At 57.8% G+C, this 26,412-nt stretch carries 22 protein-coding genes; 8 read left to right on the forward strand and 14 right to left on the reverse strand.

The genetic code is table 11. From position 1 onward, the window contains the following. Nucleotides 1-461: 461 nt before the first annotated feature. From ACSQ9D_RS10150 to ACSQ9D_RS10160, 3 genes are all read left to right on the forward strand, one after another. Entirely contained in the window at nt 462-1,688 is a 1,227-nt protein-coding gene (locus ACSQ9D_RS10150; RefSeq protein ID WP_436282122.1) for a DUF3422 domain-containing protein, read from the forward strand. Nucleotides 1,689-1,965: 277 nt separating this feature from the next. Beyond that, nucleotides 1,966-3,408, forward strand: coding sequence for an adenylate/guanylate cyclase domain-containing protein (locus ACSQ9D_RS10155; protein ID WP_436282123.1), 1,443 nt, complete (start codon nt 1,966-1,968; stop codon nt 3,406-3,408). Between the two features lie 70 nt (nt 3,409-3,478). Further along, complete coding sequence (locus ACSQ9D_RS10160) at nt 3,479-4,372, forward strand: LysR family transcriptional regulator (protein ID WP_436282124.1); 894 nt, start codon at nt 3,479-3,481, stop codon at nt 4,370-4,372. Here the strand turns inward: ACSQ9D_RS10160 and ACSQ9D_RS10165 are convergent. From ACSQ9D_RS10165 to ACSQ9D_RS10225, 13 genes are all read right to left on the reverse strand, one after another. Continuing rightward, the gene (locus ACSQ9D_RS10165; protein ID WP_436282125.1) at nt 4,369-5,091 is read right to left on the reverse strand and encodes a DUF4405 domain-containing protein; all 723 of its coding nucleotides are present in this window, start codon (nt 5,089-5,091) and stop codon (nt 4,369-4,371) included. The two genes, ACSQ9D_RS10160 and ACSQ9D_RS10165, sit on opposite strands and share 4 nt — an antisense overlap. A 25-nt stretch (nt 5,092-5,116) precedes the next feature. Further along, a complete protein-coding gene (locus tag ACSQ9D_RS10170; RefSeq protein WP_436282126.1) occupies nt 5,117-5,590 on the reverse strand; it encodes a hypothetical protein in 474 nt (157 codons plus the stop codon). A 284-nt stretch (nt 5,591-5,874) separates the two neighbouring features. Continuing rightward, complete coding sequence (gene paoC, locus ACSQ9D_RS10175; RefSeq protein ID WP_436282127.1) at nt 5,875-8,073, reverse strand: aldehyde oxidoreductase molybdenum-binding subunit PaoC; 2,199 nt, start codon at nt 8,071-8,073, stop codon at nt 5,875-5,877. 5 nt (nt 8,074-8,078) lie between these two features. Then, on the reverse strand, nt 8,079-9,029 hold the full coding sequence (locus ACSQ9D_RS10180; protein ID WP_436282128.1) for an FAD binding domain-containing protein: 951 nt from the start codon (nt 9,027-9,029) through the stop codon (nt 8,079-8,081). Further along, nucleotides 9,026-9,667, reverse strand: coding sequence for an aldehyde dehydrogenase iron-sulfur subunit PaoA (gene paoA / locus ACSQ9D_RS10185; RefSeq protein WP_436282129.1), 642 nt, complete (start codon nt 9,665-9,667; stop codon nt 9,026-9,028). Before paoA ends, ACSQ9D_RS10180 begins: the two co-directional genes overlap by 4 nt. A gap of 187 nt (nt 9,668-9,854) precedes the next feature. Next, nucleotides 9,855-11,267, reverse strand: a complete 1,413-nt coding sequence (locus tag ACSQ9D_RS10190) for a c-type cytochrome (protein WP_436282130.1) — start codon at nt 11,265-11,267, stop codon at nt 9,855-9,857. Between the two features lie 49 nt (nt 11,268-11,316). Continuing rightward, on the reverse strand, nt 11,317-13,581 hold the full coding sequence (locus ACSQ9D_RS10195) for a molybdopterin cofactor-binding domain-containing protein (RefSeq protein ID WP_436282131.1): 2,265 nt from the start codon (nt 13,579-13,581) through the stop codon (nt 11,317-11,319). Then, nucleotides 13,578-14,039 (reverse strand): (2Fe-2S)-binding protein, encoded by a 462-nt coding sequence (locus ACSQ9D_RS10200; RefSeq protein WP_436282132.1) that lies wholly within the window; start codon nt 14,037-14,039, stop codon nt 13,578-13,580. The genes ACSQ9D_RS10195 and ACSQ9D_RS10200 overlap by 4 nt, the downstream gene beginning before the upstream one ends. A 440-nt stretch (nt 14,040-14,479) precedes the next feature. Then, on the reverse strand, nt 14,480-15,472 hold the full coding sequence (locus ACSQ9D_RS10205) for a Bug family tripartite tricarboxylate transporter substrate binding protein (RefSeq protein WP_436282133.1): 993 nt from the start codon (nt 15,470-15,472) through the stop codon (nt 14,480-14,482). A 74-nt stretch (nt 15,473-15,546) separates the two neighbouring features. After that, nucleotides 15,547-16,962, reverse strand: a complete 1,416-nt coding sequence (locus ACSQ9D_RS10210) for an MmgE/PrpD family protein (RefSeq protein ID WP_436282134.1) — start codon at nt 16,960-16,962, stop codon at nt 15,547-15,549. Between the two features lie 36 nt (nt 16,963-16,998). Next, complete coding sequence (locus ACSQ9D_RS10215; protein WP_436282135.1) at nt 16,999-17,901, reverse strand: SMP-30/gluconolactonase/LRE family protein; 903 nt, start codon at nt 17,899-17,901, stop codon at nt 16,999-17,001. A gap of 29 nt (nt 17,902-17,930) precedes the next feature. Continuing rightward, entirely contained in the window at nt 17,931-18,686 is a 756-nt protein-coding gene (locus ACSQ9D_RS10220) for an SDR family NAD(P)-dependent oxidoreductase (RefSeq protein ID WP_436282136.1), read from the reverse strand. A gap of 174 nt (nt 18,687-18,860) precedes the next feature. Further along, complete coding sequence (locus ACSQ9D_RS10225; RefSeq protein ID WP_436283810.1) at nt 18,861-19,637, reverse strand: IclR family transcriptional regulator; 777 nt, start codon at nt 19,635-19,637, stop codon at nt 18,861-18,863. 365 nt (nt 19,638-20,002) lie between these two features. On the opposite strand from ACSQ9D_RS10225, the gene ACSQ9D_RS10230 reads away from it, so the two are divergent. From ACSQ9D_RS10230 to ACSQ9D_RS10250, 5 genes are all read left to right on the forward strand, one after another. After that, nucleotides 20,003-20,983 carry a Bug family tripartite tricarboxylate transporter substrate binding protein gene (locus ACSQ9D_RS10230; protein WP_436282137.1) on the forward strand — a complete coding sequence of 327 codons (981 nt, stop codon included), beginning with the start codon at nt 20,003-20,005 and terminating at the stop codon, nt 20,981-20,983. 141 nt (nt 20,984-21,124) lie between these two features. Next, nucleotides 21,125-22,606 carry an aldehyde dehydrogenase gene (locus tag ACSQ9D_RS10235; RefSeq protein WP_436282138.1) on the forward strand — a complete coding sequence of 494 codons (1,482 nt, stop codon included), beginning with the start codon at nt 21,125-21,127 and terminating at the stop codon, nt 22,604-22,606. A gap of 63 nt (nt 22,607-22,669) precedes the next feature. Next, nucleotides 22,670-23,431, forward strand: a complete 762-nt coding sequence (locus ACSQ9D_RS10240; RefSeq protein ID WP_436282139.1) for an SDR family NAD(P)-dependent oxidoreductase — start codon at nt 22,670-22,672, stop codon at nt 23,429-23,431. Nucleotides 23,432-23,458: 27 nt separating this feature from the next. Continuing rightward, on the forward strand, nt 23,459-23,947 hold the full coding sequence (locus ACSQ9D_RS10245) for a tripartite tricarboxylate transporter TctB family protein (RefSeq protein WP_436282140.1): 489 nt from the start codon (nt 23,459-23,461) through the stop codon (nt 23,945-23,947). A gap of 11 nt (nt 23,948-23,958) precedes the next feature. After that, complete coding sequence (locus ACSQ9D_RS10250) at nt 23,959-25,452, forward strand: tripartite tricarboxylate transporter permease (protein WP_436282141.1); 1,494 nt, start codon at nt 23,959-23,961, stop codon at nt 25,450-25,452. Between the two features lie 123 nt (nt 25,453-25,575). On the opposite strand, the gene ACSQ9D_RS10255 is transcribed toward ACSQ9D_RS10250, so the two are convergent. Further along, nucleotides 25,576-26,385, reverse strand: a complete 810-nt coding sequence (locus ACSQ9D_RS10255; protein ID WP_436282142.1) for a hypothetical protein — start codon at nt 26,383-26,385, stop codon at nt 25,576-25,578. Nucleotides 26,386-26,412 lie beyond the last annotated feature (27 nt).

A 26,412-nucleotide genomic window follows, 5' to 3' on the forward strand; every position in this document is an offset into this window, starting at 1 on the left:
CGCCTGCTTCAGCGAAAAATCGATGATCGGCATTGGCCATGACGCGGATCTCGGATCATCAAGCAATAGCCACAGGTTATATCCGATGTCTGGACAGTATGTCTGGTCTGCTGCCAATCAAGTATATGAATAGACACCGACCAATCGGCAAGGACGCTGGAGCTATCGGCCGCCTCGCAGACATCGGAAATCGTCAAACGTGATAGCTGCCATGATGGGTGGCCGAAATCTAACTCGACCGGAACCCCAACTCTCTATCGGCAAAGCGAGGAAAAAGTGCCCCATTCACAACGGAAAGAGAATTCGGACATCAATCTCGTCGAGAGATACAAGCCTTTGGGAATTATGGCAGTCCGCGCTGCGACGGAGATCAGACCACGAGAGACGTCGCGTCGCGAGCCTCGAACGCCGACTGAGCAACGAGTTCCGAAAGGGCTGCTAAACAGCTATCAAGGAAACGATTGACGAAAACCGCCGACGGGGGCCTAAAGGTGAGTGCTTCGACGAATTTCAATGCCGAACTTCACGCGCGCCCCTCAATTTACTTCAGCGGACCTTCTCTGGTTGAGCATGTTGCGTTCATGCCCGCTTCAACGCAGACGCAAGGAATCGCCGAAATCCAGCAGACGAACGCTATGAGCGATGACGGAATTAGGGTGCAAATCGAGCACCACACAGAATTCACGACAGTGACGAGGGTCACGCCGCTCAAACTGCCTGTGCAGGAATGGCCACAGGAAACGCGTTTCCATAAGGATTTTGGCGTTACCACTACACCCTCTCAATTGATCTGTAGGGTCTCAGTATTGGTTCTCGATTCGCCGCCTGAAGATCTCTCTCCGATCCTCAGACAGTATGGGTTCGGCGACACGGCCGCATCTGCTATTGGCGGTAGCGCGGCGCAGGTTTGCTCGGATTTCGTCGTGGGCCCCGGCGAGAGCAGCCGAATCCTTTTGTTCAACGCCGAACTGAACGCTTATCGGCTGGGTCGAATGGTACGGCGGATTTGCGAGATTGAAACCTATCGGTCGATGGCCCTGTTGGGCCTACCAGAGGCCCGACGCCTCGCACCGGTGCTGAAGGACTTCGACGAGAAGCTAACCGATCTTACGAACCGTCATCTGAACACTCCCGCCGAAGAGCACAAGAGGCTCCTCGACGAGATTTCCACGCTGTCAGCACACGTGATCTCCGCAACCGCGGAGACGCGAAACCGCTTCGGGGCGACAGCGGCGTACGCAACCATCGTGGAAGAGCGCATAGCCGAGCTGCGCGAATCCCATGTCCCCGGCTTTCAGCGGTTCGGTGTCTTCGTTGCAAGGAGATTCAAGCCGGCGGTTCGAACTTGTGCTGCGACAGCACTGCGACTGGAACAGCTGTCGCATGCCACGATGCACCTTCTCGATTTGCTGCAAACTCGGATCCAAGTTGAAATTGAATACCAGAACACTGTCCAAATACGTGCAATGGCCGAACGCGCGGCGGTCCAACTGAAAATCCAACGAGCGGTGGAAGGGTTTTCGATCATAGCAATCAGCTACTATCTCCTTAGCTTGCTGAAGATGACCGCGGAAACTCTCGATCACACCGGCGTCCACATTGGGTCGATCGCGATGCTAGCTTCTATTCCGGTCGTTATCGCGGCGGTCGCGCTAACCGTACTTCGGGTCCGACATGCTCTTCGCTAGCAAGGCGGATTTGTCGCGCATCCGCCGGCCTGGTAGTGCAGTTTTGCCATTGAAGAGCACGCCTATTAGTGAGGCAATCTAATAACGGCTAGCAAAAAAACCTGCCTAATGCGGGTTGGCTGCCGTCCTTATATCCGTTGACATGAAAATCGACCGGACCGCGCGATTTGTTCAACAGGGATGGCGCGGGAGGGAGTCTTTGACCGCGGCTCTCGCTTTGAGGCCTGCCCTGTCGCGGTCGCAACGCCCGAGCGGTCATCTAGGAGCCCTGAACCATATGGCGAAATTTCTCAATACCCTGGCAGCTCTGGTGTCCGCAGGAGCCCTGAGGCGAGATGAAGCCACGGCCGCTCCACCGATAGGAGATCCGGCTACTCAATACATCGAACAGGAACTCAGTCGCGAAGAGCTGCGAGGTCTCAACACCATTTTCTGGGGTCGATCTGCGGCGCTTGCCATCTTATCCCTCTGGGCCCTAACCCTGCCCTTCGAACGTTCAGGCGGCTACCTTTCCGCGTTGCTCGCATTCGGTATTCTTGGGGCGCTGCCCCGGCTTCTTGTTAAGCACGGCCTACAGCGCAAAATCGTCCTCGCCATATTTGTCCTTCTCGATGTTTCGGTGTTGACCTTCCTACTGATCGTACCTCCCCCGTTTTACGTCGACGACTGGACGCCGCAGATCAACCTGCGCCTGCCTAACTTCCTGTATGTTGGCATCTACATTGTCAGTATGGCCCTGAGCTACTCGCCATGGCTTGTCCTATTTTCTGGGTTTATGGCAGCGGTAGCCTGGACCATTGGCTTCGCTTGGGTCGCGACCCTTCCGGGATCTGTGCTTTCAAGCTCTAGAAAGACACTCGACACCGGCATGTCGTCCGAGGCCGTGATAGCGAGCTTTCTCGATCGCAACACGGTCAGCCTCACATCTTGGTATAACCAAATACTGTTCATTGTCTTGGTGACCTTGATGCTGACGGTCACTGTATGGCGTTCCAGGCAGCTTGTCAGAAAGCAGGTGGCGGCCGAAAAGGAACGCTCGAACTTGGCCAGGTATTTTTCGCCGAATATTGTCAGTTCACTTTCAAGCGATCTGTCGGGCCTGGACCGGTCAACTACGCAGCACGCAGCGGTGCTCTTCGCGGATATGGTTGGTTTCACGGCCATTTCCGAAAGATCTTCACCGAACGAGATCATGGTGCTGCTACGCGAATTTCACGGTCGCCTCGCGAAGGTCACGTTTCAGCATGGAGGGACGGTCGACAAATACATTGGCGATTCCATCATGGTACATTTCGGTACGCCTGAACCTCAAGGGGACGATCCCGTCAGGGCACTAGCCTGTGCCGAAGCTATGATAACGGAGATCGAACGCTGGAATGCCGAACGAAGAGCGTCGCAACTAGATTCAATCCAAATCGGAATTGGGGTGCACTTTGGCGAGGTCGTGGTCGGCAATACCGGACACAGTCGGCGGCTGGAATACACGGTGCTTGGAGACACCGTGAACGTGGCAAGTAGGCTAGAGCGTCTTACGAGAGGCTCGCCGTCTCACGTCATGGTCAGCAATGACCTCCTATCAGCGATCCGGAACAGGGGCGTCGATCCCCGCACCGTGATGCCCGGCCTGCACGCCGATCAATCCCGTCGCGTCCGCGGCCGCGACGCGCCAATTGCCGTGTGGTGTCGCGCAACAGGAACTCCGACGATCACGCAGGCGTGAAATCAGTTCAGTAGAGCCTTTCAGCGAAATTGCTTTATTATCCTCTCTCCAACATGAGAAGGATTCATCAGTGGCCCGCGAGTCGATCAACGATTTGACTGCATTTACTGAAGTGGCCCGCGAACGTAGCTTTACCCGCGCCGCCGCCAAGATGGGCGTGTCCCAGTCAGCGTTCAGCCACACCATACGGCAGCTTGAAGCTCGACTTGGTGTTCGCCTACTCACTCGAACCACACGTGCGGTTTCGCTGACGGCCGCGGGGGAACGGCTGCTGAACGGCGTCGGACCCCATCTCGATGAAATCAATGCCCACGTGGAAGCCTTGAGCGCGCTCAAGGACAAGCCTGCCGGCACTATCCGACTGTCTGCGTCCGACTACGCAATCAGCCATGTTCTTTGGCCCAAGCTTCGGAAATTCCTTCCGCAGTACCCTGACATCAACGTCGAATTGATTCTAGATAACGGCCTCACTGACATCGTCACCGAAAGATACGATGCGGGCGTCCGCATGGGTGAGCACCTCGCCAAAGACATGATTTCCGCCCGAATCGGGCCCGACTTCAGCCTTGCCGTTATCGGTGCACCCGCATACTTCACGGAGCACGGCGTTCCTTCACACCCCAAGGATTTGGTCGACCACACCTGCATAAACTTTCGACTTCCGAGTTCGGGCGGGCTCTACGTTTGGGAATTCGAGGAGAACGGACAGGAAATCAGGATCCGGGTAGACGGACAGCTTGTGTTCAATAACACCTTCAACGCTCTCGAGGCAGCACTGGATGGCTTCGGCCTAGCCTATATCCCGCTGGAAATTGTAACACCGTATATCGCTGAAGGGCGCTTGCAACACGTTCTCCAAGAATTCTCACCTCCCTGGGATGGTTACTATCTTTACTACCCCAGCCGACGTCAGTCCTCTCCCGCGTTTGCTGCGTTGGTCGATGCACTAAGGCACCGAGATTAGATATTCTCCACCTGAGTTTCGCCTACAGGCCGGATTGCTTTACGTCTTCGGCCTCTCCGTCGCCACGCGACCATCACTATGTGGGTAAGGACCGCCGGGATCATAAACACCGCGATCCAATGTGCGAAGAACGGCGCTACCGAGGCTGTAAAGTCCCAAAACTCGAGGCTGTAATTGAATGTGAGCTTCGTCCATACGCCGAGTATCCGGAAGCTGGAAACCCCTTGAACAAGAGCAACAGTGCCTATCCCCCAGAGTATTGTCTTGAGCGCTCGATTGGACTGGTTCACTCCAAGTCGATTAAAAAGGCCCGCGCGCGAACGCTCCCAGTGCAAGCCAACGTGTATTCCGGTGGCCACAACGACCCAATATGCCGAGAACCAATGTATTTCCCGCAGATAAGGAAAATCCGGGATCGGTAACGAGGCTAGCACTGTTTTCGATATGACCACGCTGGTAATCGACAGTACTGCCATGTTGGCGATAAGGCCCAAATGTAGCGCCACTTCGAATGCGCGCTTGCTATCGTAGGTGCCACGTCTCAGTTTCCTGAACCACGCGCGATTGAGGTAAATGTGCCAGCACAGCAGCACGAAAAGGCCGGTGCCAAACAGTTCGTGCGGTACGTTGTCGAGCCACCAATAGGCAAGCGACAAAAGTAGAAGTGCAAGCATGCATGTCGGCAGCGCGATACGCTGCAGAAGGAAGACTCTGAACATTCGCGTTTCCGGCGCTAGTATCTAATCACTTGAAGGCCGTTGCGTCAGTGAAGGTGAACATGAATTGTTCCTCTTCGCGCGATCGATGGCAGGAGTAGCATTGAGCCACATTCTCGTCCGCTTTGATCGATTGATCGGGCCAAAACCACTGATAGGCCCACTCAGAGGAGCCTTCGCCCACTTTCTGAGCCACTAGATAGCGGTGTAGAACATCGCTCTGATAGTCCACAAGGACCACATGCGTTCCAACGGCTACGGGTTGGCCAGCCTTGATCGCGCTGAGAGCCTCTGGGGTCGTTAGCATATGCTCGCGGGTCACGCCCCTTCGCACCGTCGTGTAATGGACAAGGTTATCCAATGCAGGGAAGGACACGGCGTTCGCAGCGGCAATTGCTGACCTCGTCCCGCTGAGGCCTTGGGTCGAAAAGTACCCTCCAATGAAAACAGCCAGCCCAGCAGTCAGTGCACCGCTCCAGCTCGCGACGGTCTTGCGCTTCATTTAGCAACCCTCTTTTCGTCGATGCCGGTCCTCCCGTCGGCACCAGATCCACATGTCGGATAACCTGCTTCGGTATTTCGGCCGGCAGTCAGATAATCCGTAGCAAATTGCGTTCTTCGGGATTAGCGCCCAGCAGACGCTTGCCGTTATGAGGTTTTCTCATCAATCAATGTGTACGGCGTCGCCAAGATCGAGGCAGAGCTTAACGTCGAATGAAAAATCTGATTCAAACGGTGCACTCTGAAGTTGGTGGCGATGCGAATGCCGCATCGCCACCTCAAACGTCAGGCGACGTCTGGTAGCCCACCAATAAGCTTGTCCAACGTAATCGGATAATGCCGCACCCTTACTCCGGTCGCGTTGTAGATCGCGTTGGCGACAGCAGCGGACACACCGCACAGGCCGAGTTCGCCTACGCCTTTCGCCTTCATCGGCGATGACATTGGATCTGCCTCTTCCATGAAGACGACTTCCTGATGTGGGATGTCGGCGTGCACCGGAACTTCGTATCCAGCGAGGTCGTGGTTGACGAAGAAGCCGCGACGCGTGTCGACAGCCAGCTCTTCGGATAAGGCCCCGCCTACCCCCATTGTCATGGCTCCGATGACTTGGCTGCGAGCTGTTATCGGATTCAGGATACGGCCAGCCGCACAGACAGCGAGCATTCGCCGGACGCGGGTTTCTCCGGTGGCGATATCAACGCCTACTTCGACGAAATGTGCACCGAAGGTGGACTGTTGATGGGTCTCGGCCAGATCGCCCCACTCCATGCCGTCCTCGCCAGATAGACCATCCGGTCCGGCAGCTTCCGCCAGCGGTACAGAACGATTGCCTGACCGTACCTGGCCGCTCTCAAAGACCACGTCGTCGGTATTGAACCCGAGCTTCTGCGCGATCGCCTCGCGAAGCTTCACGCAGGCTGCGTATACCCCCGAGGTGGAACAGTTCGCACCAAATTGTCCACCGGAACCCGCCGAGACCGGAAAACGGGAATCGCCAAGCTGGACAGCTACGCGATCCACTGGAAGACCGAGCATTTCGGCGGCTGTCTGCGCGATGATCGTATAGCTGCCAGTTCCGATGTCCGTCATATCCGTTTCGACCGTCGCTATCCCGTCTCTTCCGAGGCGCACGCGCGCGGCGGAAGGTAGGAGCAGGTTGTTACGAAACGCGGCAGCCACGCCTAGGCCAACCAGCCAGTTTCCTTCCCGTTGCGAACCGGGCTTACCTCGCTGGTCCCATCCGAAACGCTCTGCGCCGAGCTTGAGACACCCAACCAGATTCCTCTGCGTGAAGGGTCGTTCGGGCTTCTCGGGGTCAACCTGAGTATCATTGAGGACGCGGAACTCGACCGGATCCATGCCGACTTTCTCAGCGATCTCATCGATGGCGATTTCAAGTGCCATCAAACCAGGAGCTTCCCCCGGTGCCCGCATCGCATTGCCTTCGGGCAAATGCAGGGTCGCCAGCCGCATGGCAGTCATCCGATTTTGTCCCGCATACAAGAGTCGCGTCTGGTTTACAGCGGTCTCCAGCTGACCTCCAGGCTGGTCGCCCGACCAGCTTTCATGAGCGATTGCCGTTATTTTCCCGTCGCGTCCCGCGCCAATTCTAAGACGTTGGATAGTGGCGGGGCGATGTGTCGTGTTGTTCGGCATGAACGGACGTGGAAGCGCCACTTTGACCGGTCTGCCCGCGGCCTTCGCTCCGAAAGCGGCGAGCACCGCGTCGGCTCTCAGAAATAACTTTCCGCCAAATCCACCACCGATAAATGGCGACATAAGATGTACATCGTCCTTGTCGATGCCAAGGGTCGTGGCAAGGTCAGACCTCCACCAGTCAATCATCTGGCTGGACGTCCAGACGGTCAGCTTATCACTATCCCAAGCGGCGATCGAAGCGTGGGGCTCCATCATTGAGTGCGATTGATCTGGCGTGGAGTAACTCTCGTCCAGGGTCACCTCGGCAGTTCTGAAAGCGCCTTCGAAGTCGCCGACCGCAGTGTCGGGCTGCAGCTTCTCGTCCGGCTTGACCGCCATGTCCTTGGCTCTTCTGAGATCGAAACTGCCCTCCCTCACTTCGTAGTCGACCTTTAGATGCGAAGCCGCGGCTCGGGCCTGCTCGAAGGTTTCAGCCACGACGACCGCGATCGCCTGGTGATAGTGCTGGACCTCATCGCCGCCAAAGAGGTTTGCAGTATTGAATTTCCCTTTCTCGCGCTTTCCCACCTCCAATGCCGTTACGACGGCGAGTACGCCCGGAGATTTCTTTGCCTCGTCCGCGTCAATAGACCGGATGCGACCCTTCGCGATCGAGGCTCCCACGGGATAGCCGTAAGCGTACGGGAAATTCGGGTCATGCCACTCGTAAGCGTACATCGCCCGGCCGGTGGTCTTGAGTTGACCGTCGATACGGGGAACGGGCTGACCGACGACCTTCATCTGATCAATAGGATTTTGGGTAGCAGGTGTGTCGAATTTCATCGTCGTTACCCCCTTGCCTCGACGATCACAGCGCCAAGCGTTCGCTCGACGAGATCAATCTTGAAGCGGTTCTGATCGGTGGGACGTGCGTCGGCGAGCACTTCGTTTGCGGCAGCCCTCGCGCCATCTTTGAGCCTGTCATCGGCGGAGGATGTCCGCCACGGTTTGTGGGCAACGCCACCCACGGCAAAGCGGCCTGTCCCATCTGGTTGGATGACCGCGCCTATCGACACGAGCGCAAACGCGTAGGACGCCCGATCGCGAACCTTACGGTAGATTTGCTTGCCTCCGATCGGTGGAGGCAAAACCACCGCCGCAATGAATTCACCCTGCTCGAGCGCCGTCTCGATGTGAGGCGTATCGCCTGGAAGACGATGAAAGTCCGCGATCGGAATTGAGCGCTTGCTGCCGTCTCCCTTCACGGTTTCAACCGTCGCATCGAGCGCCCGCATTGCAATAGCCATGTCGCTCGGGTGGGTGGCGATGCAGGAGTTACTGCTTCCGACTATCGCGTGCTGACGAGAAAACCCGCCGATCGCCGAACAGCCGCTTCCTGGCTGGCGCTTGTTGCACGGCTGGTTCGTATCGTAGAAGTACGGACACCGAGTCCGCTGTAGCAGATTGCCTGCCGTTGTCGCTTTATTTCGCAACTGGCCGGATGCACCCGCGACCAGAGCACGAGTGAGAAGGCCATAATCGCTCCGGACCTTTTCATGGCTTGCAAGATCCGTGTTCCTGACAAGCGCGCCAATTCGAAGGCCGCCGTCTGGTGTGGGTTCTATTTTATCCAGACCGACGCCGTTGACATCGATCAGGTGCGTGGGCCGCTCAATCTCCAACTTCATCAAGTCAAGAAGGTTGGTACCACCGGCGATGAATTTGGCCTCGGGGTTCGCCGCAATAGCTTTCGCCGCAGCCTCCGCTGTCGAGGCACGTTCGTAGGTAAACGCTCTCATGCCTTGATCCCCGCGACTTCCGAAATTGCATCCAGAATGTTCGAATAAGCGCCACATCGACAGATGTTCCCGCTCATCCTTTCTCGGATCTCCGCGGCGGTCAGTTGAGCCTTGACCGAAAGGTCACTGGTGACGTGGCTCGGGATATTGGACTTGATTTCTTCGAGCACCGCCAAGAAGGAACAGATCTGACCAGGGGTACAGTATCCGCATTGAAAGCCGTCGTGTTTGACGAAAGCGGCTTGCATGGGATGGAGGTTTCCGGGCTGTCCCAAGCCCTCGATAGTCGTGATGTCGTCACCGTCGTGCATAACAGCAAGAGTGAGACAGGAATTGATACGTCGACCCTCCACGATCACAGTGCACGCACCGCATTGGCCATGATCGCAGCCTTTCTTCGTGCCAGTTAAGTGAAGATGCTCGCGGAGAGCATCGAGCAGTGTTGTTCTGTTGTCGATCCTTAGACTGTGATCAATGCCATTGACTGTAAGAACCGTTTCCGATGTCGGGTTCATTGTTTCTCCCTTGGACTGCGGGGCAGCCTTCACGTCTTCGGCTCCCACCGCCGCGATCGAGACGGCAGCGGACGAGATAAGTAAGTTCCGGCGCGAAACTTCAAGTTGGTTGGACAGCGGCATATCTCACTCCATCAGTTGCGTATTCGGCGGTGTTCCAGGCACGCCCAAGTCGCGCGTCTGATGGGAGATAGGTCACAGAGGTCCCAGGATTACCTCTTTTTCCCGCATACGGTTATCGAACGGTCTCATGAGTGGCCCACTTGAAGGGCCGAACGTCGACCCCGGCCTTTGCTCGTTCACTTGGTGATTACCGCATCTGGAGGACGATGGGGTTGCTGCTGACCGGCCCTGTGTGGTCCCGAAGGGCTCTGATGTCCTCGGCCTTGATCGGGCCGCCGTGGTTGCCCCATGCGGACCGTGCGTAAGTCAAGACGTCAGCGATCTCACGATCGGACAACTGCTCCCTGAACGAAGGCATTCGGTAAGAGTCGGGAATGCCATCCGTCACGACTCTGGCTGAACCATTGAGCGTTACATTGATCTGAGACGCGTTCTCCGACGAAAGGGATGAGGCTGCTCCTGCCAATGGTGGGATCCATTCGTTGCGTCCCTTGCCGTCCGATCCATGGCAGAAACTGCATTTAGCCTCGAACGTCTGCGCTCCCGGAGCAGCTCGCCGGTCAGAAAGCGTCGCCGATCCCGCATTCGTGGGATATTTCCAAGGGGGTCCGTCGCGCACCGGATCGCCCGGCAACGACTTGAGATACTTGCCGATGGCGCGCAGGTCCTCATCAGTCATGAACGCAAGCGAATTGTTGTAGGCTTCGCTCATGGAACCGAAGACGACCGCATGCTGGTTGCGACCGTTCTTGAGGAACTGAAAAATATCGTCCTCAGTCCATCGGCCGAGGCCCGTATTGTGGTCTTGACGGAGGCTCGGCGCATACCATCCATCGAGAAGGGCACCCGAAAGATAGAGCGGACTGGACTCGTCCAACGCCTTCTCGTTCATGGTAACCGCTCGCGGCGTATGGCAACTGCCACAGTGTCCCGCGCCCTGAACGAGATAAGCACCGCGGTTCCACACCGGGTCTTCCGCGGACTTCTGGACATAGGTGCCGCCCTCCGTAAAGACCGTGTTCCATAGCGCAAGCGGCCAACGCATGTTCAACGGCCAGGTTATTCCACTGACCTTGTTTTCTTTCGTTGCCGGCTCGACGCCGTTAATGAAGAACGCATACAGTGCTTTAACATCGTCGTCGTTCATCTTGGCGTATGAGGGATACGGCATTGCCGGGTAGAGGCGTCGACCGTCCGGCGTTACCCCTTGTCTCACCGCACGATCGAAGTCAGCCAAGGTGTAATTGCCGATTCCGGTTTGCTTGTCGGGTGTAATGTTCGTGGCGAAAATGGAGCCCAGCGGGGTTCCCATTTCCAGCCCGCCAGCGAAAGGCTTGCCATTGGGCAAGCTATGGCAAGCAACACAGTCGGCCTGTCGGGCGACATATTCGCCGCGTTGCACTAGGTCGGAAGAGAAGGTTTCCTGCGCCGGTTGCCCGTCAAAAACCGAGCCCGGAATCCGATTGACGAACCAAGCCAGTCCTCCACCCACGGCTACAACGACAACCAGAATTGCAATGAGTGCTTTTTTCAATGAATTGTCCCCAGAAAAACGAGTGGAAGCCAACAGGCGCAGAACGCCCTGGACTCCGCTGATCAACTACCGCGGCGTCACGACCGAAGATCAGCGGCTGGCGGTCGGAAAGTGATCAGCTATCGAAGGTATATCGCGAGAGGGGCATGCTTCGGATGCGCTGCCCGGTCAATGTGGAGACTGCGTTGGCTACCGCCGGAGGTATGGCCGGCAGGCCCGGTTCGCCCACGCCCCCCATCTTTTCTCCGCTCTCTACGATCTTCGTATGAACTCGAGGCATCCGTGACGGAGGCAAAATGGGGTAAAGATCGTAGTTCCGTGCGACCGGTAGTCCATTCTCATAGCGAACTTCCTCGAGCAGAACTTGGGAAAGTCCCAGTGCAACCGCAGAGTTGATCTGGGCATCGATGATTGCAGGGTTCACGATGCTGCCTGGATCGATCGCTTCCCAGACATCGTGAACCACGACCTCGCCATTCCGGATAGATACTTCCGCGATCGCAGCTGTGTGACTTCCGAAGGGTGATGCCATTGCAACCCCTCGAGCGCGGCGGCTGCCGTCTTCGGCAGTGAACGGCCCACGCTTCCATCCACCGGAAAGATCGCCGACCGTGTTCAAAAGAGTCGTCAGCCGCGCATTGTCCTTGAGGAGGCGAAGGCGTAGTTCAAATGGGTCCTGTTTACCCGCATCGGCCATTTCATCCAGGAACGTCTCATAGAAGAAGTCGTTCATGGAGTTGCCAACCGAGCGCCAGTACGCCAGCGTCGTGGGGCTTTTCACGTACAGGTGGGCGATGCGGTGATTGGGGATTGAATAAGGCTTCCCTGTGAGGCCCTCGACAGCGCCGTCGTCGATCTTGTCCGGATTATGCCCCGCGAGACCTTCGGTTGGACCTTCGCAAACGCTGACCGCCTCAATCGCTACAGGCATTCCGCTGCCGTCGACCGCCCCCCGAAATCTGACAGCCGCCATTGGGCGAAGTGGGTCGCGAAGGAACTCTTCCTCTCGCGTCCAGATTACCTTCACGGGTCTGCCTACCGCTTTCGCAAGCTGGATTGCTTGAGGATAAGGGTTGGCTGACGCATAGAGGAAATGCCGCCCAAAAAAACCTCCGAGCAACGGGCTGTGTACCCGCACCTGGGTAGTTTCGAGGCCTAGTGTTTTCGCGATATCACCCTGGAACATATCCGGTGCCTGGTTCGGCATCCAGACATCCAACGTTCCGTCATCGTTGAACCGGGCCAGCGCAGAAGGAGGCTCCAACTGAGCATGGTTCAGGTACTGGCTAAAGTATGTGGCCGAGATGACGGAATTTGCTTTCTCAAAGACACCACCAACGTCCCCCTCGTTTTCGGCATCCTTGCCGTCGCCCGGTTCTTTGGAAAGACGGTCACGGAACGCATCGGTCGAGAACTCGGCAGGCATATTGCGAAGGCCAGGGTTGTCTGGTTCCTTAGTTGGTTCCACCCAATCTACGACCAGCGCCTCCACCGCGCGCTTGGCATTCCACCACCGCTCGGCGACAACCGCGACGGCTCCCGAAAGGGAATGCACTGAATGGACACCAGCCATACCACGCACTTCACTCTCGTTCCTGATCTCCCCGACGGTAAGACCGAGTCTGGGTGCGTGCTGGACGGCAGCGTGTAACATTCCATCGGCTTTGCAGTCGATCGCGTAAGTCACCCTCCCAGTAGATTTGTCGGCGATATCCAGGCGCTTGAGCGGCTTCCCTATCCAGCGGAACTGAGACTTTTCCTTCAGCTTGACATCCGAAGCCGGCGGCACAGGAAGAGCCAGAGCGTCCGCGGCCAGCTCCCCATAGGTCAGAGTCCTGCCGGAGGCTGCATGCACAACGCGACCCGGTTCGGTTGTCAGGTCTTGGATCTGCGCACTCATCCGGTTCGCCGCGGCCTGCAAGATCATCAGGCGAGCGGACGCCCCCAAATGACGCATCGTGTCGTAACTCATGCGTACGGACATGCTGCCACCGGTGATACGCATTTTGCCGCCAACGACCTGATAGTCTGAGCCGGTCGGAGCGTTTTCAACGATGAAGGTTTCCGGGTCGATGTCCAGCTCCTCGCCCACGATCTGTGCCATGGCGGTAAAAATGCCCTGCCCTCCCTCAACAAACGGACTCATAAAGCGAACCGTGTTGTCGGGGCGAATTTCGATGAAGGCAGGCACACGCGTGCCAGGTGCGGCCGCCGCAGCCTCTTGTGCAGCGACGGGACGAACAGGAAGACCGAAGCCGAGAACAAGTGCTCCTGCAGCAGCGCCCACGGACGAGAGTAGAAAGCCACGGCGGGAAATATTCACCGGGGACCCGTTCGGAAATCTTTCCTTTGTTTCAATGTTCCGTGCGACCTCGTTCATAGCGCTCTGACCTCCAGGCCAGCAACGTCACGAACCGCAGCTTTAATGGCGTTGTAGGTGCCGCAGCGACAGAGGTTTACCATCACAGCAGCAATGTCTTCCTCTGTGGGTTTTGGGACTTCCTTGAGCAAAGCTGTCGCGGCCATGACCTGACCTGACTGACAGTAACCGCATTGCGGAACTTGATGGTTTATCCAAGCTGCGACGACCTTCTTCCCGACATCATCGGCTTCGATCGCCTCGATCGTCGTGATCTTCCGGTCAAATACGCTGTCGAGGGGAGTAACGCACGAGCGGACAACCTGCCCATCTATGAGAACCGAACACGCACCGCATTGCGCTAAGCCGCAGCCATACTTTGTTCCCGTAAGTCCAAGCTCGTCTCGGATGACCCAAAGGAGCGGTGTATCACCGCTCGACTCGACGTCGTAGGTCTGCTCGTTCACTTGTACTTTCATTGCGCCTCTCCAAAAGTCGTCATCGATTGTGATGCAAGACGTCCTCGTGACCGCTCCGCCAACGAGAAGCAGAACGGGGACAAAGCCGACTGCCGCAAACTTAGACCAACGTAACCAGCCCGATTACCCCGGCGGAAACGCATACGGTTATCGATTTAGCTCATGAAAGCGTCCGAGGACGGGATCAGCCACCGAGTGGCGTGCTCCGCCGTTCGATCCCTCGCGAAACGCAACGCTATCGCGCGTCCGATGCCCGAGGCCGCCCGTGATAACAGCCCTTTTGTCGCGCAAGGCGGCCCTGGTGAACCGCAGCCACTTCATCAGTATGTGGATCGAGAAGACACACACATCTGACTTGGAGGGCACCAAGTCAGATGCGTCGTAAGCGCCGTGATCCGTGGGCTGTGTCCCTTTAAGTTAGAAACTGCCCATTCCAACGACTAGCCATCGAGCTTGATGTTCAAGGAGCGGATTAACGGCTGCCAGGTGGCTTTGTCGCTCTCCCATCGACGAGCCATGCTTTCGGGATCGCTCGGCGGCATATCGAGCCCAAGCTCGCCATACCGGGTTTTCACCATGGAATCCTGCAAAGCCTTGCCAAGTGCCTGAGACAAGATGGCGACGACATCGTCCGGCGTGGCCTTGGGGACGATCAGCGAGTGCCATGCGCCTGCGGAGAAACCCGGCACGCCCTGTTCCGCCATCGTCGGCACATCCGGCAGAACCGCGAGGCGTTCTTCCGAGAAGACCGCAATCGCTCGGATTTTGCCATCCTTGATCTGAGAGTTGGCTGTCGTGTAATCGATCACAATACTGTCGACGATCCCCGCCAGAACGTCGTTAAGCGCCGGTGCCATGCCCTTGTACGCCACGTGCTTGAGATGGACATTCGCGTCACGGGCGAGACGCTCCATAGCGAGATGAAGCGGCGTGCCGATACCCGGGCTGGCGTAGAGGATGGATTCCGGCGCGCCCTTGGCCTTCTCAAGATACTCAGCGGCCGTTTTGATCGGCGAGTTGCTTGGAACGCAAAGCAGCAGGTTAATCCCAGCGTACATGCCCACCGGCCGGAAGTCGCGGTCGGGATCATACTGAATCTTGGGATACACCACGGGATTGATGATCAGCGTCCCGTTATCGGCGCTTCCAACAGTGTACCCATCCGCAGGAGCAGTTGCCAACGCCGCCGCCCCGACGGAACTGCCCGCACCGGGGCGATTATCGACAATTATCGGTTTTCCCATCGCGCCCGACATCGGATGGCCGATGAGGCGAGCGACGGTGTCGGTCGCCCCACCGGGCGGGTAACCGACGATCCATTTGACTGGTTTGTCTGGATATGCCGCCCAGGCCGGGGCTGACGCTGCGAGCGTCGCTGCCGTCGCGGCTCCGGTCATCAGGAACCGACGTCGCGTAAGTTCAAAGCATGTCATGCTGCTCTCCTCCCATGAGATACATGGCTGTTTCCACATCCGGGGGCGTTGACTGCCCCCGGACACACCCCGCGTTATGCGGACTTCCTCCGCGCGACGGCGTCGTTTGAAGCGATAGCCACGACGATATCTCGGACGTCCCGAATGCTTTCGAGTGCTTGAATCGAATTACAAAGGTCGGCGATATTTTCGGGCGACAGCGGTGAGACAGCGGCGCGCGCACAAGAGCCGAACTTGTGGAACAGTTCTTCCCAAGTCATCGGCAATTCGACCGAGCCTGGTACCTTCGATCCCAAACGGGAGATGGATGTTCCATCGCCGAGGACCACCTCGATCTTTCCGTCGGGAAGTTTCGAAGTCCAGTTGTAGCTACTGTCCGGCACCGGAACGACCTTCCGCGCCAAGGCGAGAACTGCAGGGTCCTTCAACGCCTCGCTTGTGAAGTCTCCGACGTCCATCCGACCTTTCGCCAACGCAAGGGCTACGAGAAAAGGAAGGCTGAACTTCGCATCGACGAGTGTGTTTGGAACCCGGCGCTCTTCCAGCGGGGAGCACATCCTTTGCTGGAAATCCCCGACGTAAACCTTCACCTCGGCAACCTGATCCAGGTCGACGTCAGTTTCCTTCATCAACTCGATTGCGGCGTGGATATATGTGTGGGCGTTGCCGACAGCCGGCCAGTATTTGTAGGTCATCCCCCCGCTGAGGAATTCCTTACCCAGGTTTGCGACCATTTTTTCGCGGTCGTACTCACCCTTGAAATAGACCTTGAAGACGCCCGCCTCACCTTCGAACAGGTTTCGAATGCCCGTCATCCCGCGAGCAGCAAGCCTCACCGCATTCACGCTGGCTTGTGAGCTGAAGCCCGCATACATGCCCCTCAGATCGCTGCCGAGGCCGAAAATCTGCTCCATGGTTCCGCTGGACTGCAAGCTGGCAATCCCTAAGGCGTTTGCTAGCTGCGTTGCGTCGAGCTGGAAGATCGATCCACCGGCCGCGGTAGCCGAGAAGCAGCCGACAACGGTCGAGAGGTTCCAGTCCATATGCCAGCCGACGTTGCAGCGTAGGCGAATGAATATCTCCTGTCCTATGGCAACGGCGGTAACCAGTTCTTCTCCCGTCACACCCTCACGCAGTTCGGCAAGAGCAAGTACAGTGGGAACGATCGAGCTATCAGCGTGCGCTCCCCATGGCGTTTGGCTGTCGAAGTCCAGACCATGTGCCAGAGCGCCGTTGGCGAAGGCTGCGGAACCTGCAGGAACTCGATCGCCGTAACCGAGGATAGTCGCCTCGCCCTTGCCCCCGGTTTCCTGTACCAGTTCAACGATTGGCCTGACAGCAGGCTCCATGCCACTCGCAGCCAACATGACACCAATCGTGTCCAGAACACTTTTCTTTGCAGCTTCGATTGCTGCCGGAGGTAGATCAGCGAACTTCGTGTTGGCTGCGAATTCAGCAAGCTCCTGCGAAAGGTCGGCAGTGATGGTCATTTCGGCGTCATCCTCGTTTTGATTTCAAACTGCCGGTCAACCGGCGAACCGGGTCTCGGGAAGTCCTGTGACCCCGAGACCATGAATGGCGAACAGCCCGCCGGCACCGGGCTCCTTTTGCGGGACGCCACGCATCGGGCGTCCCATGCTCGTGAAGTAAAGAATGTCCAGATCGGGACCACCAAACATGATGCTCGTCACGTTTCGGACCGGAACGTCGATTACGCGGTCGATGACACCGTCCGGCCGGTAGCGGACGATCCGGCCGCCAAGAACCTTCGCGTTCCAGATGAAGCCGTCGGAGTCGACGGTCGCACCGTCGACCGTGCTGACGTAGCCCGCATCAGAAATGAAGAGACGCTTGTCGCGAACGTCGCCCGTTTCGAGATCGTAATGGTACGCCCAGATGGCCTTGTGCTCGGAGTCACCGCAATAGAATGTCTGATTGTCCGGGCTCCAGCACGGCGCATTGAAGCAGATGAACCCCGAGTCCACCTGAGTAATGCGAAGGTCCGGATCCAAGCGGTAGAGCGATCCGTTGCTCGAGGGCTTTCTAGGGATAGTCACATCAAGCGGATCAAAGTCGTACCCCATGCAGCCTGCGAAAAACCTGCCGCTTCGATCGACCTTTCCATCATTGAAACGATAGTCGGGTTGGTCAGCCAGCGGATTTCCAACGATCTCGATCTTCTGGGTATCGAACTCATACAGGGCAAATCCACTGGCGAGTGCCAGAACAGCGCCGCCGCTTTCGCGAAGGGCCATGGAGCCGATGTAAGTCGGGACATAGAAGGTGCGAACATCGTTTCCGTCTTCACTGCACGACCATATCTCTCCCGCAGTGCTGTCGACCCAGTAAAGGCGCTGTTCGCGAACGTCCCAGACAGGGCCCTCGCCGAGATTGTTCTTGCAGTCCACTAAAAGTCGAATATCGGCCAACGCATCCTCCCTCGTCGGTCCATCATCGATCAAAGGCAGGCGGTCTGGCCTCCGTCGACCGGGACGATCGCGCCGGTCATGAAGCTCGCATCCTTCGTCAGCAGGAAAACGATGACGGCTGCGATTTCCTCCGGTTCACCCATTCGCCCGATCGGATGCTTCGCGTTCACGCGTTCTACGGCGGCCGGATCTTGCAGCATGTACTCGGTGAAGGGCGTTTTTGTCATGCCTGGCGCAACGGCATTTACGCGGATTCCCAAAGGTCCGAGTTCGGGCGACATCGAACGTGTGATGCCGGATACCGCGAACTTCGACGCCACATAGGGAAGCCTGTTTGCCACCCCCATCACGCCCGCGCCGGACGAGATATTCACGATAGCCCGATCGCCAGCGTCATCCTTCACGGCCTGCACGAACGCCTGGCACAAATTGACCGTGCCCTCCAGATTCACTGCCAGAACACGGCCGAAGTTCTCAGGTTCGACGTCCACGATACTTCCGACGCCCTTGATGCCGGCGCAGTTCACGAGGCCGTGCAGAGTGCCGTGTCGCTTGCGAACGTCAGCAACCGTCTCGATCGAAGCCTTGTGATCGCAAACGTCGAGGGCAATCCCCTCCACCCTGGTCCTATCGCCGATTTCTGCGACAATCTTCGAGACGCCTTCCTCCGTGACATCCACGGCAATGACAGTAGCGCCCTCGGCATGCAGACGCCGTACCGTGGCCGCACCGATGCCACTGCCGGCTCCCGTCACCAAAACAACCTTGCCCTCGAAACGTCTCATGCTGTTCCTCCAATGCAATCGGTCGGCCAATAGGGCTGGTGTAGAATTTCGTATATGAAATAGGCTTTCATATGTTGAAGATGCAGTCAATATTTTATTTGCGCAACCGGGTTTCAAATACAAAAGGGCTCGGCGATGAACCGAGCCCTCAAATTCGAACTGGATAGCGGGCTTCTATTGGCCCGCAGCCGCCCCTGCACCCATCCTCTTCGACAAGTCCCTGCATGTCTCCACCAGTATGTGACGGGCTTCAGGGACCGGTACGCTGAGCGGGCTATTAAGCCTATGGATGAAGGGCGTGGTAACTGCCGCGACCGCCTTTCCGGTGTAGTCGAAAACCGGGGCGGAAAGATTTGTGACGCCAGCTAGTGTGAGCGAGGGGCCCTCGCAATACCCTGCGGCGCGAACGCCGGGAAGGTCTGCGAGGAACTTCTCACGACGGTCTTTCGGCTCGGGTCCCGCGAGTGTCAGAAGATGCTCAAGGGCGGCATCATCCATGAACGCCGCCAGCACACGTCCCGATGCCGAATCGAAAATCGGTATCTGCGCACCTAGCCGGACGGAATTGAGGTTGTTGTCCGGGCAATCGACCTGCGCGATGACCAAGAGGCGTCCGCCCTGCAGAATACACAGGTGGATTGATTGATTGATCCGGTTTGCCAGCCTCTGCATTGCCTCACCCGCGATGGCTGTCAACCGGCGAACAGGAGGATGGCGGTGTGCGACTTCAAACAGCTTGGTCGTCAACTGGTAGCGGTCGTCCCCGCTCAGTTCCACATAGCCGCGCTGCATGAGCACGACCAGCATACGGAATATCTCCGACGTTGTCCGCCCCAGCATCTTCCCGATCTCGACCTGCGAGAGCCCATCATTGGCAGACGCCAGTAACTCCAAGATATCGAGGCCCTTGGTGAGCGCCGGCGCTCGGTATTTTTCATCTTCGGCGGACATGTCCGTCAACTGTCACTCCATCTTCACGTGACTGGCCGATTCAACCACGATTGGTCGCGACGCCATTTCATCCAGCAACGATAAGCGCCAAAACACCACCTGCGCCAGCCAAAAAATGAGGCTCGCCAAAGAGCCTGGAAGCCATGCAGGCTGGCACTTCGGGCCATCTCTTGAGCGCACTCACATATAACGCTGGATTATAACTCCGAGCCCTTCCCGCGGCTTTCGCCTTTACAGACTGAGATTGTCGGGTTCGATTAATACGCGTCGCCGCGGGCCATTTTTTGGCGGTAGGTGCTGTTGTCTGACGGGAGGTCAGCGGCAGCTGGAAGCGATTCAAATGGACATCTCAGGGGGAGATTCACATGATTTCGAGAAGAAACGTTTTGATTGGAACGACAGCGGCGATTTCGGCCGGACTGCTGGCGCGGGTGTCGGATGCTCGCGCCGCCGAGTGGCCGGCGCGACCGATTACCATCAACGTCGGTAACGCGCCTGGCGGCGATGACGACACGCTCAGCCGGTTCCTAGCGCAGACAGCTAGCGAGGAACTTGGACAACCCGTCGTCATCGAAAATCGTGCAGGCGGATCGACGACAGTTGCCGGAAACGCCGTCGCCGGAGCCAAGCCCGACGGCTACAACATTCTCTGCCTAATCACGGCCGGTTTGGTTCAAACTGTGCTCAGAGACAACCTTCAGTACGGCTTGGATGACTTTGTTCCGATTGTCGAAATCGGCGGCTACCCATTGGCGCTGATCGTCTCCGCCAAGGCGGGAATTACGAGCCTTGATGACCTGATGGCGGTGGCTAAGTCACCGGATGGCGTCACATTCGCAAGTGGCGGCGTCGGAACGATGGGCCACCTGACCGCGACAATGTTCCTCAAGGAAGCTCAGGGCAAGGGCGTCCATGTTTCCTACAAGAATAACCCGGAAGGCATCCAAGCTCTCGCCGGCGGCTTCACCCAGATGATCTTCGCGTCGGCGCGCGAAGCAGCTTTGCTCAAGGAGGACCCGAACGTCCGTGTTCTTGCTGTCACGTCGCCGGCCCGGACAACCAACCTGCCCGATGTTCCGACCACGGCGGAGATCGGCTACCCGCAGATCAATTCACGCGTCTGGTACAGCTATGCGGCACCCAAGGGTGTGCCTGACGAGGTGGTGACGAAGTTCTCCGCCGCGATCATCAAAGGGGTCAAGGACCCCAAGTTCCAGGAGCGCTTCACGCCGTTGTCGTTTCAAACCGACATCAAGACCGGCGATGAACTCACGGTGTTTCTCAAAGGCGAGCAGGACAAGTTCCGCAAGGTCATAACCGAGAACAACATTCGACTGAACAACTGAGCCGGCGGCAGCAGCCACCAGCATACAAATGGCAGACGGTCGCGGACCGCTGTGCAGTCGCCGACGGGCCCGTTTTCGCTGCGGGTACCCATCGGCGAAACGCGGCCACCTGCGCTGAAATATGAATTCACAGGAGTAACGATGCGCAACTACCAACTTTTCATGGGCGGGCAATTCACCGACGGAGAACACGGGGAGCGTATCGAGAGTCTCGATCCCTATCACGGCAAGCCATGGGCCGAACTGGCGCGGGCCACTCGCCGTGACGTCGATCGTGCTGTAAAGGCCGCCCGCGATGCGCTCGAAATCGGCCCTTGGTCAAAGCTGACCGCGACCGCGCGCGGCAGGATACTGCGGAAAATCGGCGATCTCGTAGCGCGGGATGCCGAGCGCATCGCCGAGATCGAAGCAAGGGATAACGGCAAACTCCTCGCGGAGGTACGAGGCCAGCTGAACGGCGTCGCGGAATGCTGGTACTACTATGCTGGTCTGGCTGATAAAATTGAAGGCGCATGGGTGCCTGTCGAAAAGCCGGACACCATGGCATTCACGATGCGCGAGCCCATCGGCGTGGTTGCGGCTCTCACCGCTTGGAACTCCCCGATCTGGTTCGCGACCGTCAAATGCGCGCCGGCTCTCGCGGCGGGCTGCACGGTCGTTGTGAAGCCATCAGAGTTCGCTTCGGCCAGCACGCTTGAGCTTGCGGCGCTGGTCAAGGAAGCCGGGATGCCGGACGGGGCTTTCAACGTTGTCACTGGCTATGGAAATGATGCCGGCGCTGCGCTTGTTGAACATCCGGACGTCGCGAAGATCACGTTCACAGGCTCGGATCTAACCGGAGCCAAAATCTACGAGACCGCCGCCAAGCACATGAAGCGGGTCTCGCTGGAACTGGGCGGAAAGTCGCCCAATATCGTATTCGAAGACGCCGATCTCGACCTTGCTGCTGCGGGTGTCGTCTCCGGGATATTTGGCGCGGCTGGACAGATGTGCACAGCGGGATCCCGCCTTTTGGTGCAGAGGTCGATCAAGGACGCCTTCACCGCAAAGCTAGTTGATCTCGCCAAATACATTCGCATGGGCGATCCGATGGATCCGAATACGAATGTCGGCCCGATCTCGACGCCTCCGCAATTCCAGAAAGTCCTGGATTACATCGAGGTTGCGCGAAATGACGGAGCGCGCTGCATCCTCGGCGGCAACAGGGCCACGGGCGAAGGTCTCAGCGCCGGTCAGTTCGTCGAACCGACGATCTTCGCCGATGTCACAAACGACATGAGGATCGCTCAGGAAGAAGTATTTGGCCCGATCCTGTCCATCATCGAGTTCGATACCGAAGAAGACGCCACCCGGATCGGCAACGATATCGCATACGGTCTCGTGGCTGGTGTTTGGACGCAAAATATCGGTCGCGCGATGCGCATGACCAAGGCGCTCAAGGTTGGCACCGTCTGGGTGAACACCTACCGGGCCTACAGTTTCATGATGCCGTTCGGTGGAATGAAAAAGTCCGGCCTCGGTCGCGAAAGCGGTATCGAGGCGATCAACGAGTATCTCGAGACCAAGAGCGTTTTCCTTTCAACCGCGAGTGAAGGCCCGACCAATCCCTTCATCATGAGGTGACAGATGCGTCCCCGCACGCGCGGGCCACACCCGAGATAATCCGATACAAGAAAGTGAATAGCGATGAGTGCATCACCCTTTTCAACTCCGGTTCAGAGCAACGGACATTCCGCGCGATTGGCCGGCCGTAAGATCATCGTCACAGGAGCCGCCTCCGGTATCGGCCGAACCACCGCCACCCTGTTTGTGGCGGAGGGTGCCAAGGTGACACTGTTCGACAGGAACACGGAGGCCCTCCGCAAAGTCGCCGACGAGATCCCAGCTGGGTTTTGCAGCGTTGATATCACCAACGAGGCCGAAGTCGCCAAAGCAGTTGAAAAAGCGGCGTCCGAGATGGACGGCGTCGACGGATTGATCAATGCGGCCGGGATCATGTCCAAGGGCCTTGCGACCGAAGTGCCTGCCGACGATTGGCGGCGGATCATCGAAGTCAATTTGACGGGCACCTACATCGTCACCCGCAGTTGCATTCCCTTTCTGCAGTTGCACGATCATTCGACAGTCGTGAACATCGCTTCCGCACAAGGCCTCCTGCCCAATGCTCCGGGCCATTCCGCCTATGCGGCTTCAAAGGGCGGGGTCGTCAACCTGACACGCGCCCTCGCCGCGGAACTTGCGCCGAAAATCCGGGTCAACAGTGTCGCTCCGGGAATGGTGGATACGCCGATGGCGGACGGATACCGCGCTAACGTCGGGAACTACGCGCTCAAGCGCCTCGCTGCACCACAGGAAATCGCTCAGGCGCTCCTCTTCCTGACCTCGACTGACTCCTCATACGTTACCGGCGCGGCACTCGCCGTCGACGGCGGCCGATCCTTCCACTGACAACCATAAAAATCGGGGGAACACTCAATGCAAAATGATCAATCCGCACCGCCGCAGCGTCGACCCTATGGAGCCAAGGACGTATCGGCGGGCGTCTTCCTCGTCGCTATCGCGCTGCTGGGTCTCTACTTCAATCAAGAGTACGAAGTCGGCTCCGCCGCGCAGATGGGCTCAGGCTACATGCCGATGCTCGTTTTTGGCTTGCTCGGGCTACTCGGTGCGGCCGTCGTGATCGTCGGAATAAGGGGTGACCACGATCCGCTCGAGAACTGGGCATGGAGAGAAATGGTCCTCATCCTTGGAGCGATGGCCGCCTTCGGCGTCTTGATCGAACGCGTTGGAATGGCGGTTTCAGTGGCCGTTGTTGTTGTGGTGAGCGGCCTGGCTGATCGAGAACAGACTATCCGCGGGATCATCGGTTTGACAGTCGCACTCGTTGCGATCTGTTGGGCGGTGTTCACGCTCGGACTTGGCCTGAACGTCTCGTTCCTCCCTCCTGCATTCAACGAATTCTGAGTGAGACAGCTATGATCGAGAACCTTACGCTCGGCCTTTCGGTCGCAATGACCTTCCACAATCTCGGCTTTGCCTTCATCGGATGTATGATCGGCACGGCGATTGGGGTCCTTCCCGGAATTGGACCACTAGCAACCATTGCACTGCTTCTTCCGCTGACCTTCGCGTTGGACCCGGTAACGGCGCTTATCATGCTCTCCGGTATCTACTACGGCGCTCAGTACGGTGGGTCGACGTCCGCAATTCTTCTCAACCTTCCCGGCGAGGTAACGGCCGTCGTCACGACCCTCGAAGGCCACAAGATGGCTAAACGGGGTCGCGCAGGCGCTGCGCTGGCCGCCGCAGCCATCGGGTCGTTTTTCGCCGGAACGGTCGCAACTGTTGTGGTTGCAGCATCCGGACCTCTCTTGACCAACCTCGCTTTGTCATTCGGTCCCGCAGAGTATTTTTCGCTGATCCTCCTCGGGCTCATCATTGCGACGGTTCTCGCGCAGGGCAGCATCTTCAAGTCGATTGCCATGCTTGTCCTCGGTGTCGCTTTAGGTCTGGTCGGAACCGACGTTCAGAGCGGCCAGGTCAGATTCTCTTTCGGTTTCTTCGAGTTGTTCGAGGGCATCGACTTCGTGGCTGTCGCGATGGGAATTTTCGGCGTTGCCGAGATCATCCGCAATCTGGAAAACCCGGAAAATCGCAGTGGGACGGTCGCCAAGGTTGGCAGCCTCATGCTCACCAAGGAGGAATGGAAGCGAGCTACGCCGTCCGTGCTGCGCGGCACGGCCGTAGGTTCGATCCTCGGCATTCTCCCGGGTGGCGGCTTGGCCCTTTCTACGTTCGCTTCCTACATGCTGGAAAGGAAGGTCTCCAAGCACCGCCACGAGTTCGGGACTGGTGCGATCGAGGGCGTCGCAGGTCCTGAAAGCGCGAACAACGCTGCCTCGCAGACCTCCTTCATTCCGATGCTCACTCTTGGCATCCCCGCGAATGCGGTCATGGCCCTGATGATCGGCGGCCTTATGATCCACGGCATTCAACCAGGCCCTGGAGTGATGCAAGCCCAGCCGGCGCTGTTCTGGGGCCTCATCGCCAGCATGTGGATCGGGAACTTGATGCTTCTCGTGATCAACCTGCCCTTGATCGGGATGTGGGTGTCTCTCCTGAGGCTTCCCTACAAGTACCTGTACCCGGCGATCTTGGTCTTCTGCGCCATCGGCGTCTATTCGGTGAACTACTCTGCCTTCAACGTCTTTGAGACTGTCCTCTTCGGCTTCCTGGGGTACCTGTTCTTCAAGCTCGCGCTTGAACCCGCACCGTTGCTGATCGGCTTCGTGTTGGGTCCCATGCTCGAGGAATACCTGAGAAGGGCAATGGTGGTCTCGCGTGGCAACGCCCTGGTATTCGTCGAAAGACCCGTAAGCGCCGTTCTCCTGACTATCGCGGCTCTTGCACTCGGAGCGATGCTCCTGCCGTCGATCCGCCGAAAGAAAGACGAGGCCCTCGAGGAGTGAGAACACCGCTCCTCCCCACACCATAGAACAAAAGGAGATTTCAGAATGGGCCTTACGCGAGGCGCTGTTGCGCCGGGATTGTACCATAGCGCCTCACTCCTCGAGGGTGAGGCGCTGGCATCTCTATGATTCTCGGTCAATGAATTGCGCCGGATAGCCGCGCGCAAGCGCCGAGAACTCGGAGTCTCCCTCCGTCCGGACGTTGAGCACAGCGTCGGCACCCAGCGCGGATGTTGTGTACAGGTCAAAGGCTGACCATTCCGGCTCGCAGCCGTGCGCCAAAACAAAAGTCGCGATCACAGCCTTGGCCGCTGAGTAGGCGCTAGTTGTGAGGTGCAATGGAACGGCGACCTCAATGACGCGGGATCGACCGATGAGCTTTACCAACTCAATCAGCCTGTCATCTTTAAGCCAGAAGTAGACGCCCTCCCCGCCCCAGTGACCCAACAGCAGTTCCACGCCAGAGTCGTCAGGAGGAAAAGGGTGGGAGGTCATCCAGAACTTGCCAGAGCGGGAGTCGGTCTGGTGATGGAATGGGCTTGCCTCATGTAGCGCGTCTGCGCTTTCGACCGGAATGACGCCTGCGACCACCTGGGTGTCCAGCCTTTTACGGATGGCGGCCAAATTCGAAATATAGATTCCACCGGATTGGAGGAGGTTAGCCTCGTCCTCTGTCAGGCGCGTGTAATGCCATGCTCGAATGGTGCGCTGTTCCATCGCCGGCATAACGATTTGCTCAAGGATATGTTGGCGCTCATCCGCGTAGGGGTTCTCTTTGAGCGGAACCCAGCCCTTAGCTGCCTGCTGTTCGCGGTAATTTTTCTTGCCGGTACGCTCATAATTGCAAAGCAAGTCACGCTTCGCTTCCAGCTCGCGCATAAGCGCACCGTCGAAAGTCCCAAGGTTCCAGACGTCGATCAGGCCTGAAGTCATTCGCGGATGTGCCCCCAATGCGGTTCT

This window comes from Rhizobium sp. LjRoot258 (genome assembly GCF_964254185.1).
Lineage (GTDB): Bacteria > Pseudomonadota > Alphaproteobacteria > Rhizobiales > Rhizobiaceae > Rhizobium.

What these genes read in the sequence shown, in the direction of transcription:
- ACSQ9D_RS10155 (WP_436282123.1), top strand. Translation starts at nt 1,966, where the DNA reads ATGGCGAAATTTCTCAATACCCTGGCAGCTCTGGTGTCCGCAGGAGCC.
- ACSQ9D_RS10165 (WP_436282125.1), bottom strand. Translation starts at nt 5,091, where the DNA reads ATGTTCAGAGTCTTCCTTCTGCAGCGTATCGCGCTGCCGACATGCATG.
- ACSQ9D_RS10170 (WP_436282126.1), bottom strand. Translation starts at nt 5,590, where the DNA reads ATGAAGCGCAAGACCGTCGCGAGCTGGAGCGGTGCACTGACTGCTGGG.
- paoC (WP_436282127.1), bottom strand. Translation starts at nt 8,073, where the DNA reads ATGAAATTCGACACACCTGCTACCCAAAATCCTATTGATCAGATGAAG.
- ACSQ9D_RS10180 (WP_436282128.1), bottom strand. Translation starts at nt 9,029, where the DNA reads ATGAGAGCGTTTACCTACGAACGTGCCTCGACAGCGGAGGCTGCGGCG.
- paoA (WP_436282129.1), bottom strand. Translation starts at nt 9,667, where the DNA reads ATGCCGCTGTCCAACCAACTTGAAGTTTCGCGCCGGAACTTACTTATC.
- ACSQ9D_RS10195 (WP_436282131.1), bottom strand. Translation starts at nt 13,581, where the DNA reads ATGAACGAGGTCGCACGGAACATTGAAACAAAGGAAAGATTTCCGAAC.
- ACSQ9D_RS10200 (WP_436282132.1), bottom strand. Translation starts at nt 14,039, where the DNA reads ATGAAAGTACAAGTGAACGAGCAGACCTACGACGTCGAGTCGAGCGGT.
- ACSQ9D_RS10205 (WP_436282133.1), bottom strand. Translation starts at nt 15,472, where the DNA reads ATGACATGCTTTGAACTTACGCGACGTCGGTTCCTGATGACCGGAGCC.
- ACSQ9D_RS10210 (WP_436282134.1), bottom strand. Translation starts at nt 16,962, where the DNA reads ATGACCATCACTGCCGACCTTTCGCAGGAGCTTGCTGAATTCGCAGCC.
- ACSQ9D_RS10220 (WP_436282136.1), bottom strand. Translation starts at nt 18,686, where the DNA reads ATGAGACGTTTCGAGGGCAAGGTTGTTTTGGTGACGGGAGCCGGCAGT.
- ACSQ9D_RS10225 (WP_436283810.1), bottom strand. Translation starts at nt 19,637, where the DNA reads ATGTCCGCCGAAGATGAAAAATACCGAGCGCCGGCGCTCACCAAGGGC.
- ACSQ9D_RS10230 (WP_436282137.1), top strand. Translation starts at nt 20,003, where the DNA reads ATGATTTCGAGAAGAAACGTTTTGATTGGAACGACAGCGGCGATTTCG.
- ACSQ9D_RS10235 (WP_436282138.1), top strand. Translation starts at nt 21,125, where the DNA reads ATGCGCAACTACCAACTTTTCATGGGCGGGCAATTCACCGACGGAGAA.
- ACSQ9D_RS10240 (WP_436282139.1), top strand. Translation starts at nt 22,670, where the DNA reads ATGAGTGCATCACCCTTTTCAACTCCGGTTCAGAGCAACGGACATTCC.
- ACSQ9D_RS10245 (WP_436282140.1), top strand. Translation starts at nt 23,459, where the DNA reads ATGCAAAATGATCAATCCGCACCGCCGCAGCGTCGACCCTATGGAGCC.
- ACSQ9D_RS10250 (WP_436282141.1), top strand. Translation starts at nt 23,959, where the DNA reads ATGATCGAGAACCTTACGCTCGGCCTTTCGGTCGCAATGACCTTCCAC.
- ACSQ9D_RS10255 (WP_436282142.1), bottom strand. Translation starts at nt 26,385, where the DNA reads ATGACTTCAGGCCTGATCGACGTCTGGAACCTTGGGACTTTCGACGGT.